The organism is Microcoleus sp. FACHB-1515, assembly GCF_014696105.1.
GTDB lineage: Bacteria > Cyanobacteriota > Cyanobacteriia > Elainellales > Elainellaceae > JAAUTJ01.
In genome coordinates, this window is record NZ_JACJPO010000045.1 from 66,964 (window position 1) to 80,369 (window position 13,406).

At 53.4% G+C, this 13,406-nt stretch carries 15 protein-coding genes and 1 pseudogene; 4 read left to right on the forward strand and 12 right to left on the reverse strand.

The window, feature by feature from the left end; genetic code table 11:
• Positions 1–2: 2 nt before the first annotated feature.
• The 7 genes from H6F67_RS16015 to H6F67_RS16045 form a co-directional block, all read right to left on the reverse strand.
• Positions 3–1,145 (reverse strand): glycosyltransferase, encoded by a 1,143-nt coding sequence (locus H6F67_RS16015; RefSeq protein WP_190767624.1) that lies wholly within the window; start codon positions 1,143–1,145, stop codon positions 3–5.
• Positions 1,142–2,263: a hormogonium polysaccharide biosynthesis glycosyltransferase HpsO gene (hpsO, locus tag H6F67_RS16020; protein ID WP_190767669.1), complete on the reverse strand. Its 1,122-nt coding sequence runs from the start codon at positions 2,261–2,263 to the stop codon at positions 1,142–1,144. The genes H6F67_RS16015 and hpsO overlap by 4 nt, the downstream gene beginning before the upstream one ends.
• The gene (gene hpsN / locus H6F67_RS16025) at positions 2,226–3,221 is read right to left on the reverse strand and encodes a hormogonium polysaccharide biosynthesis glycosyltransferase HpsN (protein ID WP_190767625.1); all 996 of its coding nucleotides are present in this window, start codon (positions 3,219–3,221) and stop codon (positions 2,226–2,228) included. The genes hpsO and hpsN overlap by 38 nt, the downstream gene beginning before the upstream one ends.
• A gap of 269 nt (positions 3,222–3,490) precedes the next feature.
• Complete coding sequence (locus H6F67_RS16030; protein WP_190767626.1) at positions 3,491–4,972, reverse strand: DUF697 domain-containing protein; 1,482 nt, start codon at positions 4,970–4,972, stop codon at positions 3,491–3,493.
• Positions 4,973–5,155: 183 nt separating this feature from the next.
• A complete protein-coding gene (locus tag H6F67_RS16035; RefSeq protein WP_190767627.1) occupies positions 5,156–6,016 on the reverse strand; it encodes a hypothetical protein in 861 nt (286 codons plus the stop codon).
• Between the two features lie 224 nt (positions 6,017–6,240).
• Complete coding sequence (locus H6F67_RS16040) at positions 6,241–6,822, reverse strand: YfaP family protein (RefSeq protein ID WP_190767628.1); 582 nt, start codon at positions 6,820–6,822, stop codon at positions 6,241–6,243.
• Positions 6,823–6,878: 56 nt separating this feature from the next.
• Positions 6,879–7,286: a hypothetical protein gene (locus H6F67_RS16045; RefSeq protein ID WP_190767629.1), complete on the reverse strand. Its 408-nt coding sequence runs from the start codon at positions 7,284–7,286 to the stop codon at positions 6,879–6,881.
• Between H6F67_RS16045 and H6F67_RS16050 the strand changes: the two genes are divergently transcribed.
• Positions 7,285–7,794 (forward strand): hypothetical protein, encoded by a 510-nt coding sequence (locus tag H6F67_RS16050; RefSeq protein WP_190767630.1) that lies wholly within the window; start codon positions 7,285–7,287, stop codon positions 7,792–7,794. The two genes, H6F67_RS16045 and H6F67_RS16050, sit on opposite strands and share 2 nt — an antisense overlap.
• A gap of 12 nt (positions 7,795–7,806) precedes the next feature.
• On the opposite strand, the gene H6F67_RS16055 is transcribed toward H6F67_RS16050, so the two are convergent.
• A complete protein-coding gene (locus tag H6F67_RS16055; protein WP_190767631.1) occupies positions 7,807–8,574 on the reverse strand; it encodes an SDR family oxidoreductase in 768 nt (255 codons plus the stop codon).
• A 3-nt stretch (positions 8,575–8,577) separates the two neighbouring features.
• Positions 8,578–9,381: a nuclear transport factor 2 family protein gene (locus H6F67_RS16060; protein ID WP_190767632.1), complete on the reverse strand. Its 804-nt coding sequence runs from the start codon at positions 9,379–9,381 to the stop codon at positions 8,578–8,580.
• 100 nt (positions 9,382–9,481) lie between these two features.
• On the opposite strand from H6F67_RS16060, the gene murG reads away from it, so the two are divergent.
• From murG to H6F67_RS28515, 3 genes are all read left to right on the forward strand, one after another.
• On the forward strand, positions 9,482–10,546 hold the full coding sequence (murG, locus tag H6F67_RS16065) for an undecaprenyldiphospho-muramoylpentapeptide beta-N-acetylglucosaminyltransferase (RefSeq protein WP_190767633.1): 1,065 nt from the start codon (positions 9,482–9,484) through the stop codon (positions 10,544–10,546).
• A gap of 177 nt (positions 10,547–10,723) precedes the next feature.
• A complete protein-coding gene (locus H6F67_RS16070; protein ID WP_190767634.1) occupies positions 10,724–10,885 on the forward strand; it encodes a hypothetical protein in 162 nt (53 codons plus the stop codon).
• Positions 10,886–10,915: 30 nt separating this feature from the next.
• Positions 10,916–11,215 (forward strand): Vmc-like lipoprotein signal peptide domain-containing protein, encoded by a 300-nt coding sequence (locus tag H6F67_RS28515; protein ID WP_396798161.1) that lies wholly within the window; start codon positions 10,916–10,918, stop codon positions 11,213–11,215.
• 189 nt (positions 11,216–11,404) lie between these two features.
• On the opposite strand, the pseudogene H6F67_RS28520 reads toward H6F67_RS28515, so the two are convergent.
• The 3 genes and pseudogenes from H6F67_RS28520 to H6F67_RS16085 form a co-directional block, all read right to left on the reverse strand.
• Positions 11,405–11,497, reverse strand: a pseudogene (locus tag H6F67_RS28520) (type II secretion system protein); the annotation flags it as partial.
• A gap of 48 nt (positions 11,498–11,545) precedes the next feature.
• Positions 11,546–12,601 (reverse strand): prepilin-type N-terminal cleavage/methylation domain-containing protein, encoded by a 1,056-nt coding sequence (locus H6F67_RS16080; protein WP_190767636.1) that lies wholly within the window; start codon positions 12,599–12,601, stop codon positions 11,546–11,548.
• 36 nt (positions 12,602–12,637) lie between these two features.
• Entirely contained in the window at positions 12,638–13,369 is a 732-nt protein-coding gene (locus H6F67_RS16085; protein ID WP_190767637.1) for a type II secretion system protein, read from the reverse strand.
• Positions 13,370–13,406 lie beyond the last annotated feature (37 nt).

The window sequence follows — 13,406 nt, forward strand, 5'->3', positions numbered from 1 at the left end:
CCTTAGCGACAGATGGAACGGTAGAACGCGATCGCCTGCCGCGCGATCGCGCCCCAATCAAAATTCGCCTGGGCAAATCTGCGTCCGTTCTCGCCACGCCGTTTGCGATCGGCTGTTGACCGCAAAGCCGATCGCAAAGTTTCTCGCAAAGTGAATCGATCGCACCTTGTCACCCAGCCCGCTTCGATCGATCGCACGGTTGCCGCTAGCGCGATGCGATCGGACACGATAACCGGAACGCCTGCCGCCATTGCCTCCGCGATCGCAAGGCCAAAATTTTCGTAGTCGGATGGCAGCACAAATAAATCTGCCGCTTGCAGCCAAGCGGTCTTGGTGCCGCCTGTGACAAATCCGGCGATCGTGGTGCGGTTGCTCAGCGGAGAAGCGCGAATACGATCGAGAATTTTCCGTTCATAATCGGGATCTTGAGGATTGCTTCCCGCCAGCACAAAGTGAAACGGTTCGCCTGCTTCGGCCAAATCCATCAAAGCAGGCAGCAGCAAATCAAGGCCTTTTTTGCGATCGATCCGCGATAAAAACAGCACAATCGGACGAGTTGGCGGCAGATCGATCGCGACTGCGGGCGCAAGCTCCACGCCCAACGGCAAGATCCAATCGCGAGTTGTGACACCAAAGCGACGCGCGGTTTCAGCTTCCTGCACGCTGGTGAAGTGCAAAGCGGCGGCTCCAGCGAGATTCGATCGCTCAAGCAAGCGGGCGTAAATCTGCTTGAGAATCCGTTTCTTTTGCAGATCGATCGGGTCGAGCGTGCCCAGAGGCCGCAGGAGGTAAGGTAAGTTTTGCTGGCGGGCGATCGCCGCTGCCAAAGAGCTAACCGGAGAAAACAGCGCGTGGATGTGCGCCACATCAAACTCCGCAGCGTGGACGACCAGCCAGCGCAGCAGATCGATCGAAAACTTGTAGCGTCCTGTCCAGTTGTGGAAGCAGCGAATTCGGTAGCCGTCCTGCTCGATGCACTGATCGATCGGCAAATCAGGAGGGCGATCGCCATTGGCATCAGTGGTTAAAATTGTGACGTTCGTATCTTCTAAAGCGAGCGCTTTTGACAGACTCAGCACCATTTGGCTGGGGCCACCATAGGCAAGCGCGATCGCCGGAACAATTTGCAAAACTCGTAAAGTCATGATTGCAAAAGCTGCTGGTAGAAGGTGAATTGCTGCTGAGCCAAAACGGAATTGGTGTAGTGTTTGTGGACGCGATCGAAACCGCGTTTAGCATATTCTGCTGCATAATTGGGCTGCATCATTTGTAAGAGGCGATCGCGCAATTCAGCAACGTTTCCTTCAGCGAAAATTAGTCCAGCATTGCCAATGACGTTAGGAATTTCACCAGAATTTGATCCGATGACTGGCACGTGACAGGCCATTGCTTCAATGAGAACATGCCCAAATTGTTCTTTCCAAAAAGCTGTCGTTTCAGACGGTAAGACAAGGACATCCATTAAGTTTAAGTAGCGCGGCACTTCGGCCTGAGGAACACTTTCAACGCAGATGAGTCGATCGCCTAACTGCTCGCGCAATTCTGGTAAAAGTTCGCCTCGTCCAATCAACAAAAGTTTCCAGGAGCGATCGAGCAACTGAAGCGCAGCCACCAATGTTCTTAACCCTTTTTCCTTCACAAATCGTCCGACAAATCCAACGACAAAATCTGTAGAATTTAAGCAAAGTTTGGCTGCAAGTTCAGGCTGTGGCTGCGGGTGAAATTGTTGTTCATCAACGCCAAGCTGCGGGATGATGGCGATCGCTTTTTCATATTCATGCTGCTGCAAAATATTCGCTGCGTCTTGATTGCCGACGATCGCACCGTGCGTCGATCGCAAATTATACGCTTCAAGCTGCGAAAGCGGAAACTTCAGCACGTAGGGCAAATTCCACCAAGTAAACAGTAGGTTTTTCGCCTTTAGTCCTAACAGTCGATTCAGCGTGATTAGCTGTGCATATGCGATCGATTTTGCACCTTGTTCAACCTGAATGATTTGGGGACGAAACTGTTGCAGCAGCGGAACAATGTCGAAACCAAAACTAAGTAAACCCTGATGATTTTGGCTGAAGTTTGTAATAGGAACGATGCGAAGATTCGCTTCTTGTCTTGGCTGAGTTTCAATTAAACCAGACTGGACACCGCCCGGACGCCAACGACGCGGCACAACGATCGCCACTTCTGTACCAAGATGAGCGATCGCCCGAAGTTTTTCGCAATTGATATCAGTGATATAGGTGTGACTGGCGACTAAAATTCGCATCGGCGGCTTGATCTTGGCGGCTGTAGATTTGTCCGTCATTCCAGAGCGATCGAACTTTGGTTTGCAGGGCGATCGCGAATCCAATCCCATAAAATGCAGCACGAACGATGATTTTGAAAGGCGATCGACTTTTACAGCAGGGTGGCCGACCGAGGACATGACAATCAAATAGTTTTACAAAAAATCGAGCGCATTGAATAACGGTTAAGTTCTTGACTCCTAGCCAAAAATGATTGTGATAGAAGGTGATTTGATAGTGGAGTGATTTCGTATCTAATGCACGACAGCCGCCTGTTTCTTCACCCAAATGAACGAGGTGAGCGATCGGGTCGTACCAAATTTGCAGCTTTGTTGATCTCAGCCGCAGGCAAATATCCGACTCTTCGCGAACCGCGCTGCCGCCAAATCGCTCATCAAACCGCAAACCAAATTTCGTAAACACCTCGCGCCGAAACGACATATTGCAGCCCCGCGCCGTCAAAACAGGCTGCGCCTTGACGGTATGCACCAGATCAACGTGATACCAACCGATCGCCGGATCGATCGCGGCGGGTGGCAAATCCCCAATTTCAAATTCTGCTTCCGCCAGCTTTTGCCGATCGAAGACGCGCCCCGCCACCGCTCCCACTTCAGCACGATCGTAATTGCGCCGATGCGCCGCCAAAAATCCAGCAGGCAAAACCACATCATCATCGAGAAATAGCAAAATCTCGCCACGCGATCGGCGGATGCCAAAATTCCGCGCTGCGGGCAAACTCGCCCAGTCCACCTGATACCAGCGAATTTTTTCGATCGCCGCCAGTTCCTCCAGATACCGCTGCGTCTGCACCTCATGCCTCGGTTTCTGATCGATAATCAGCACTTCATAAGCAGAATCGTCCTGCTGAAGGAGGCTGGCGATCGTTCCACACAACACCGCTTCACGCTGATAAGTCGGGATGATCACAGAGATAAGCATGGAAGGGGGTTAGGGGGAGTTAGGCCGAGGGCAGGAGGTTCGGAAATGAGGGTCGCGGACGGCACACCAATGCGAAGCGCCACATTGACACATACGAGTAACCCCTTGCGTAGGAGTGCAGAGGAGATGCAATCGTCCTCTGCTGGGGTTGGAGGTGTGGAGGAGGGGTGGCCCTAACCTCCACTGGCTCGGAAAAGCACAAGAAAGTCAAACCCACCCAAAATCATCCAAGGCGATCGATCCTTCCAAAAAGAAAATCTCATCCCAAGCTAATTTGCCGACTCGCCATCCCACCGCTGCGACAGCTTCGCCCGCAACTCATCCTTAATCCGACTCAAAATCGAATCCTTATCCAGCGTCGCCAGAATTTGAGAAACAACTGCCTTCGGGCCATCCGGTCCCCAAGTCGCTCCATTCGCCAGATACGCCTTTGTCACCTGCCCGATCGCCGTCGAAGTCACCCCCGCCACGCCCGCCTGCGCCAACGCCACCGACAAATAAGGAGCCAGCGAAACGCCACCCGTCGCCGGAGCCGCCGCCCCCAACAAACTCTTCAACGATCCCAAACTAAAAACCGCCACCAGTTCACTCGCCGTCACGCCGCCCATCCCAAACGCAATATTTTTGAGCAGTTCGATCGCCCCCTGCTGCGTCATCGAAATTCCATACAGCTTTGAAAGCGTCAAAATCAACGCAATATCGATCACCGCTCCGCTAAACACATCAATCACTGTCAGCGGATTCAGTGCCACAGTGACGGCTTTTGTAATTGCAGCATTCCCGATCAATTTGTTGGCAGCGCGATCGCGAATTTCCATCTTCCGCTGCACAATCTGCTCATTCACATCGTCGGCGTACAGCATTGTATTCAACGCCACCAGCGATTTACCTTCGCGATGCAAAATCTCCAAAATCTTCAGCTTCAAATCTTCCACCTGCGGCAGAGCAGGCGTAAGCTGTGCGGTCATTGTTCCATCGGCTTTTCGCACCGCACGAGCGACCAGCGGTGAAGCAGCAGCCATGACAATTTCATCGGGCGAAAGCAACTCCTTGACGCGATCGTCCCGAATTTTTTGATAAATCGCTTCGCGATCGGCCTGCGGATACTGATCAATTTTGTTGAACACGAGCAGCATCGGCTTACTCGCCTTCCGCAACTCCGAAAGCGCCTCAAACTCCACCTTCGTCATGTCGCCCGCCACGACAAACAAAATTAAATCCGCTTGTTTCGCCAGCGATCGCGCCATGATTTCGCGACTTTCGCCGTCTACTTCGTCAATTCCTGGCGTATCGATCAGTTCAATTTGCGAATTGCCGCTGCCCTGAAGCGACACGCGCGTCAGCTTGCGCGAACTGCCTGCGATCGACTCGTGCGTCATTTCCCAATTGGCGCTTTGCACGTTGATCGTCACGCCGTGAATCGCGCCCGTCTCAAAAATCGGCTGACCCAGCAAGGCATTCAGCAGCGAAGATTTGCCGCGCCCGACCATGCCAAACACAGCAATCTGCACGACTTGGCGATCGAGCTTGTCCAGCATAAAATCCAAGCTGTGCAGTTCTGCTTCTAATCCTTCGCGCTCTGGCGGCGACAAATCGAGCCGATCGACCATCTCGCGCAGCGCGGTTTGCGCCTGCTTATAGTTCAAGTCCGCCTGAATATCTTCAAAGCGAAAAATCGTATCGGCCAGTTCGCGATCGAGTTGCGCCGCCAAATCGGTCAGCGCCGTTTGCGGCAAAGAATTTTTTTCCACAGCCTAAACGCCTGTCAACTGCTTCAATCGTATCGAGTTCAAAGGGGAATTGCGGTTCGGTGATTACGACATCGCTCTTGATCGAAACCTCGTCAAGAATTTCCTGAACCGGAAGATAAAGACATTTGACCAGCCTTAGTTCGTCGCGTGTTGGACGATCGCATCTGAATTGTCGATCGCACTTTAAGCAGGCGGAACTGCTCCAGCCGCAGCGGTCGGGTCTGCTCCACCTCCGCCAACGGCGGTTTGCACCTCAACCCCATTTTGCTCTAGCACCACGATCGGTTCAGAACCGCGATTCATCTCAATGCGCTTCACCAGCACTTGTCCATTCGACAATCGCTGACCAGCACGTACATAGCGGCTGCTCGGCTCGTTTGGGGCACTGACGATCGCATGAAGCGTATTGCCAATTTGCACGACGCCCGTGACCTTCACAGCCTGCGCCAAAGTGGGCTGTGGCGGCAGGGGGGCAGCGGCGATCGAATTGTTGGGCACAAGATCGGGAATCGGCGCGAGCGTGCCAGGGCGACTAGCCGTTTGTGGAGCTTGCGAAGCAGTCGGGCGTGTAGCAGTTGGGCGGTTGCTCGTCGCACCTCTGTTGGCTGTTGTACCCCTGTTGGCTGTTGTGCCTCTGTTGGCTGTTGTACCGCCATTGACGGGGATCGATCGATTGGGCAGATTCGGCAGTTGTGGCACAGGCTGACTGACTGCACCCGGAGAAATCTCGACGGTTGGCGTGGTGGGAATCAAAGCGAACGGATCGGGGCGATTGCGCTGCACGGCCTGTACACGCTGGGCGGGATTGGTTGAGCTAATTAGCTCAGGCGGCAACACGCCAGCCGGAGCAGCGGGCGCATTTGCAGGTGCTTGGGCAGTTCCGTCTGGGGCAGCGTTTGGATCAGGAGTAGCCTCTCCGGTCGCAACCGCAACGGGCGTGGGATTTTCAACGACCGTCGTATCTTCTCCGCCACCAAACAAATTGCAGCCGCCCAGTCCAGGGAGGAGGGCAACTAATAGCGCAACCAATCGAATATGACGCATTCCCAGTCTCCAAAAATAATCGCTAATGAATGAATGCCGCTAGCGCCTGATGGTTTCCGCGATCGTAAACCTCCATAGCATAGCTGAATTTTAAGTTAACAATGCACCCATTCTATTTCTTGTTTCAAAAATTGGAACGAAAACGGCTTTGCCAATCAAAAAGACTGCTGAATTAGATTCATGCAGTCTTTTTGCACAAGGATAAGTTGCTGCTAAGAATTTGCTTATCGAGGCGGCAAAGAGAAGGAGAAAGTCGCAGTGGGATTTTGGTCGCTGACGCTGCCCGTTAGCGTTTGTGTTGCTCCTTGCACAAGCAGCGTCAGCGTAAAGGGAATCGGACTGCTTGACGGCTGACAGCGAGTATATAAATTCACTTCCACTTGATAGTTTCCTTGAGGAGCTTGGGAAGGCGGCCAAAAAATATTTTCGATCGGGCTTGTGGTTGAACTGCTACAGCCTGCGTTGGCATCAACATCAAGCTGTCCGCCCGACGAAACTTGCCGATTGAAGTAGGTCACGGTTTGCCCTTGGGGATCGGTCACGCCCAAATCTAAATCATCCGAAGTTGTCCAGCGCAGCGTTACCTGAATATCGCCTGTCCCAAGCGTTGGCGCTTCTGCGGTAGCGACCTGCTGCGACGAAGGACAAATTTCGCCTAAATCAATGAGCTGCCCAGTTGAAGTAATCATGAAGCAGCCTTGTCGCTCTTGGGCGATCGCTTTTGGCTGGTGAACTGCCCAAATGCCCATCACTAGCGGAACAGCCAATAGCGGTGCAACAGCAACAGATCGAAGGAGTTTTTGCATGGGTTTACAGTGCCTATCAGGTGAATTTCAACAGAGTCATAGCCGCACGCTCGTTTCTACAATGCCCAGTTCGATCGCGCAAGAAACAGAATGCATCCAGCTTTGTCGATCGCGGCACTGAGGTACGACTGACTCAATACTTTTAGCTCAGTTGATTTTGACGACCCGGATGTTTGAATTAATTGGCTTGGATGCAGTACAGCAACAGTCGCGATCGATCGAATTCCAGAGTCGATTGTCTGCTCAACGCGACTCATCAATTGGCTTTCGGATGCGATGTTGCAAGGATTGAAACGACAGCGATTTTTGTTTCTGTCTCCTCTTGATTTCACCAAAACGATTGCTTTTGGAGAATCAGTGGCATAATTTTGAATTAAATCAGCGATCGCACTGGCGACAGGCTTTTGCTGACGATTTTGCGGCTGCAACACAGCAAACCAGTCAGTGGTGAGGAGTCGATACATGAAATGTTTATTCGGTTTGATGATGGCGCTTGCCAGTGCGTCGATCGCCAGCGTCGCGATCGCACCTGCGGCACAAGCTCAAGCTGCGTATGGCAGCTATGTCGGCGCGGGCGTGGCCTTTGGCACGTCGTCGGGCAACAGCGGCAGCGAAACCTCTGGCCTAATTGCCGTCCGCTATCGATTGCTGGAAGTGCCGATTTCCCTCAGAGCGCAGGCGATGCTGTTTGGCGGCACAACCGCGATCGTTCCGACTGTTTCTTACGATATTCCGCTCAACTGGCAAACCGACGCTTATGTCGGGGCGGGCGTGGCTTTCCAAGATGGCGATGAAGATTCGGCTTCACCGATCGGCGATCAAACTGCGTTTGTGCTTCAGCCCGGAGTCGATTACAGCCTGCCTAACAGCAATCTCGTTGTGTTTGGCAACGCGATTATTGCCTTTGATGCCTACCGCGAAACGGGCGGTGCGGCCACTTCGTTTCAGGGCGGCGTTGGCTTGCGTTTCTAGCCGCGACAGATTCTAGCTGCGGCGACTCACCATTGTCGCGCTGGCTTGATCAACAGGCATCAAAATTACTTCATTGATGTTGACATGGGCGGGACGATCGGCACAAAAGCGCACCACTTCCGCGACATCTGCACCCGTCAGCGGCGTTAGCCCTTCATACACTTTGGCGGCGCGGGATCGATCGCCGTGAAAGCGCACGTCGCTAAATTCCGTTTCAACCATGCCCGGATCAACCGAGGTGACGCGGACGGGCGTTCCCAACAAATCCAGCTTCAATCCTTCCGTCAAAGCGCGAACTGCCGCTTTCGTCGCGCAGTAGACATTGCCGTTGGGATAAGTTTGGTGTCCGGCGATCGAGCCAATGTTGATTACATGTCCGCGTCCGCGACTCACCATTCCCGGCAAAATCGATCGCGTCATGTACAGCAAGCCTTTTACGTTCGTGTCGATCATCTCTTCCCAGTCGGGAATTTCGCCTTCGTGCAGCTTCGATAGGCCACGACTCAAGCCCGCATTGTTGATCAAAATATCGATCGCCTGCCACTCTTCCGGCAAAGCCTGCACGACCGATTCGACCTGAGCGCGATCGCACACGTCAAGCTGAACCAAATGCACTGCACAGGCAAATTTCTTCAGGTCAGCCGCCAAAGCTTCGAGGCGATCGAGCCGTCGCGCTGCCAAAATCAGCTTTGCTCCACTTCCGGCAAACGCCAAAGCGCAAGCCGCTCCAATGCCGCTGCTCGCTCCGGTAATCAAAACAATCTGGTTTTGTAAGCTCATAGGCTAGCGATCGCTTTCCTGCACCTGCAACCGCTGTGTCGCCACCGTGATGCCGTCATCGCGCACAACGATTGCCGAAATCCAGCGATCGCCCGCTTCGGGAATCGTACCAACCTTGAACAGGCCGCCGGAATTGAGCAGTTCAAAATCGATCGGCGGCGTGGTCGTGTAGGCTTCAACGCTGACAGGTTCTTCGAGTGCGGTTCCCAGCAGCAAGCGATCGCCCAGCGGTTCCTGCACAACGGCATCAAACGTAAATTGTGTGTTTGGCCGGATGGTTCCAGGCAAACTAACCTCGATCGTCGGCGGATTGTCGCCGCTGGTCAGGCGGCTTTGTTCGGCCAAAATCGTTTGTTCGACAATTGCCTGCCCTTCAATCCGCTGGCGCGAATCGATCGTCGCGTTCAGAGCAAATTCGCGATCGTCCGTCGTTTCCGTGCCCGTCATCGTCGTGCGTGTTTCGATCACATAGCCGTTGTCGATCGCTTCCCAACTCGTAAGCTGCGTTTCATAAGTTGCGTCTGGAAAGCGCTGCCACAAGTTTGAAAGTGCCGCTTCTAGGGAATCTCGCGTCAAGCCGTCCGAGTGGGTCAAATTTGGACTGTAGAATTCCAGCACTGCTTCCACGTCGCGCTGATTGGCTGCCGCATCAATTTGGCTGAGCAGATTCGTCAATTCGGGCGGAGCCGTGTCGGGCGTGGCAGCCTTTGCGCTCTCACCGATCGCGCCGATCAGCATCAGGCCGACCGCCATCGATCGCAGGGGCATCAGCCGAATCGATCGCCAAACGGAAAGAGAAACATCCATAGATGGTAGGTTGAATAGTGGAAGCGTCAGCCGTTTCATCATACGCTAGCTTAACCCGTTGCCAGCGCATCAGCATCTCATCTGATTTTTCATTTCAGTCATGCCATCCACCCGACTTTTGATTGCAGCCAGTGGCACAGGCGGACACTTGTTTCCGGCGATCGCCACTGCCGAACAGCTTGGCGATTTTGAAATTGAATGGCTGGGTGTTCCCGATCGACTCGAAACGCAGCTTGTGCCCGACCAGTATCCCCTGCACACGATCGCCGTTGAAGGGTTTCAGCAGCGCTTTGGCCTCGGAACGCTGCGCGTGTTGGGCGGATTGAGCGCTTCGGTTCTCAAAGTGCGGCGGCTGTTGCAGCAAGGCAACTTTCGCGGCGTGTTCACAACAGGCGGCTACATTGCGGCACCTGCACTCGTCGCGGCGCGATCGCTCGGTCTACCAACCATTCTGCACGAGTCGAATGCGCTGCCCGGAAAAGTGACGCGCTGGCTGAGTCCCTGGTGCAGCACAGTCGCCCTCGGCTTTGACGCTGCTGCTAGCTATTTGCCCCGCGCCAAAACGGTCTGTGTGGGAACTCCAGTGCGATCGCAGTTTCTACAGCCCGAAGCAATCGCCGATTTGCCGATTCCGCCGGATGTGCCGCTGATCGTCGTGGTCGGTGGCAGTCAGGGCGCAGTTGCCGTGAATCAACTGGTGCGGCAGGCGGCTCCGGCTTGGCTCGATCGCAACATTTGGATCGTGCATTTGACCGGAGAAAGCGACCCCGAAGCCAAAAGCTTAATTCATCCGCACTATCTGCCCTTGCCGTTCTACAGCAACATGGCCGGACTTTTGCAGCGAGCCACGATCGCCGTTAGCCGTGCCGGAGCCGGAACCTTGACGGAACTGGCGATCGCCCAAACGCCCGCCATTTTGATTCCCTATCCGTTTGCCGCTGAAGATCATCAAACCTTCAACGCTGCCGTGTTTGCCAAAGCAGAAGCCGCGATCGTCTTTCAACAGGCGGAACTGACAGCAGAACTGCTCACCCAACAGGTGTTTGATTTACTTCAAAAAGACCGCTTGAGCGCAATGAAACAGGCGGCTGCAAATCTTGCGGTTGCCGATAGCGCAGAACGACTGGCCGCGCTGATTCGACAGTCTCTCACCGCCCAGCAGTGAACGATGTTGCTAAACGAAACAGCGCGTAAAGAATAATGGCGATCGGTTGTCTAATCGGATCGGTTTCGCTACTTTATGAAGTACACGGAAGCGATTGCATAGCGCATCAATTCATCTCATTCGCTACAGGTTCGCTCGCTATCACTTCCCTCCTCACTTCACTTTGGAGGCTGTTCGATGAATATCTGGAATCAAATTCTGGCCGCAATTCAGTTTGTTTCCGAAGGTGCAAGTTACGCTTTTAGCCTCAGGCATGATGATGACTATCCCGCAGTTGGAATGCAGTCGTTTGATGGTGAACCGTTCTCAAAGTGGGTTGAGTTAAATAAGCGCTGGTAGTTATATTGAATTTTTTCTATCAAGAACCAGGTGAGACGATCGCGTCTCACCTGGTTCTTAGCATTTCTTTCGTCCTGTGGGTTAGTTGCACTCATTGCCACGACCGCTTCGAGTTGCACCAAGCAGCGTTTGTACGATCGCACAGCTTCTCACGTTCGGATTGGAGGCAAGCGAAACGGTGAATTTCAGTCCGTCTGGTGGCAGTTCCTCGCTAGTAACCAAATTACCTCTTTCGTCAAATACGAGCGATCGAATATTGTTCGTTGCTTCAATCCGAATCACACCTCCCTGAACCTGGCCGTTTCCAAGATCGCGAGCTTGAGACCCTAGAGATGTACCTGGAGGAGCAACTTGCACTCGCCAAGGAACATTAGGTGGATTTTCGGGGATTACGGTAAATTGCTGATCGCGACGAGTTTGGGCAGCAGTAGCTTGTGCCCGACGAATTTCTTGTAGAAGTTCGTCACGCACGCTGTTGACGCGCTGCCGATTCGCAAAAGCCAGCCAGCCCGGAGCCGCAATGCTAAACAAAACACCAATCATGACCATCACGACGATGAGTTCGATCAATGTGAAGCCCGCCGCTGACGACTTGAGTAGTTTTGTTCTCATAGTTTGGCTCCAGTTGGGGGTTGAAAGGTGAAGCGATCGAGCGTTCTGTTAATTGTTCGGGTTGATATCTAGCGTACCGCGATTGAAAACTCGCGTTGTCAGCGTGGGTCGATACGAGTTGGGGCCAGTCTCGGCATTGATGCTGGGTCTACCAAAGCCATTGCCGCGCAGGTAAAGAATAACCTCTTGGTTGTCGATCGAGTCATTGCTTTGTGATGCATTGGGCGTTGGGGAAGGACTTGGGGAAGGAGATGAAGACCCAGTGTAGACACAAGCGTAGAAGCTGTAAGGATAGGAGGACAGGTTTGCACCACTTCCATTGCTGGGCGATATCTCATAGTTGTCCGAGGGGCAGGTCGGTTCTCCTTCCGGCTCATCATCCACAAAGTCCGTCAGAGGCACTGCGGCTCCGGTCGGCGTTCCAGTTGGAGTTTGACGATTCGTTGTTCCATCCACCCCCAGCGGCCAATTGGCAAACAGGTTGCGTGAGCCATCGATCGGGCTGACATAGCCAGGGACGGGAGTTGGTTGACCTGAATTGTTGTTGTATTGCCTCAGCTCATAGCGCGTGATGCGAGCTTTACCAGTCCAAGGTCCACCCCCCGCAGTGTTAAGTGAATACACCACGAGAGAGTAGGCATGTCCCGCAGCGCAGGGGATCGGCCTGCCAGCCGCATCTGGAATGGGAAGGGCATTCCCGGATGCGTCGGCGCGGTTGCTATTGGCTGCACAGTAAGCAATCACATTGCTGGGTAGAGGAGCCTGCTTCCAAAACGCCAAAACAGGGGTGCTACCGCCTGTTGATAAACTGGCTGGAATGTTGTCGCGGATCTCACTAAGCTGATCGCCGGAATAAACAAAAATTGCTTCTCGCAGTTCTGCGCTGATGTATTCCATCGATCGCTGCATGTCTTGCTGAGTCGCGTTGCGAGAAGCATCCCGCTGGTCTGCTGATAATAGCTCCACAACGAGAAACATTAACCCGGAAACGATTCCACCTGCGATTAGTGTCACAATCAGCAGTTCAATCAGCGTAAAGCCTTTTTGACGACTGTGATGATGCCGTCGAATCGCTTTTAGGGTGCGAAGAAGAAATGTCGCCATAGTGGATAAAATGACCAACGGGAATTTGGTAAATGACTAGCGGCAAATGCCATTGCTGTTTAGTCGAATTTCGCGAGAGGAAAAACTGCGATCGCTCCAGATCATCGGCGTTGTGATTACAGCAAGCGGACGAGTGCGCTGGTTGCCTTCACCTGTCGTGAAGCGCAGCGAAGCAGGCGCTGTCTCAAGCTGACCCACGAAACCGTCGCCCGCTTCGTTGATGGCGGGTTTGCCGTAGACGCGCACAACCAAACAGAAAGTACCGGGTCTGCCTCTTTGTTCTCCAGGTACAGGTTCAGGAGGATTGGAGCGAAACATCTGCACGGCGAAATCTGGTTGGCAGTTGCCATCATCCGTTGTGTCTACCCCAAACGCTGTTGCCACAGGTAATCGCTGCTCGTCGCTGTAGGTGTTGCAAGCGGTGTCCTTCGACTGAATCGATGACAAGCTTGTAGGGGGCGGTGTTGCTCCGATCGGATTGCTTTGGCTAGGAGTGGGTAGGCGATCGGGAGTGTGTTCTGCCCACTCGACCAGCGCCCGAATGCGATCGACTTCGCCCTGAGCAATTTGCATTGCTTGTTCGGCTCGCTGATTTTGCATTCGGGTTGCAGCCGCAATGAACAGGGGAGGTGTGATCATGGCGCTCGTCAAGGCAATCACAACGATCGCCATGATGCACTCAACTAACGTCAAGCCCTGTGTCATTTCCGCTGGTTTGCGACTTGATAAAGACAGTGCGAGGCGGTGCCAGCGAGAAGAAGTGTTCATGGCGATTTTTGCTGATCTCCTGAGCGTAAAAGTAAAC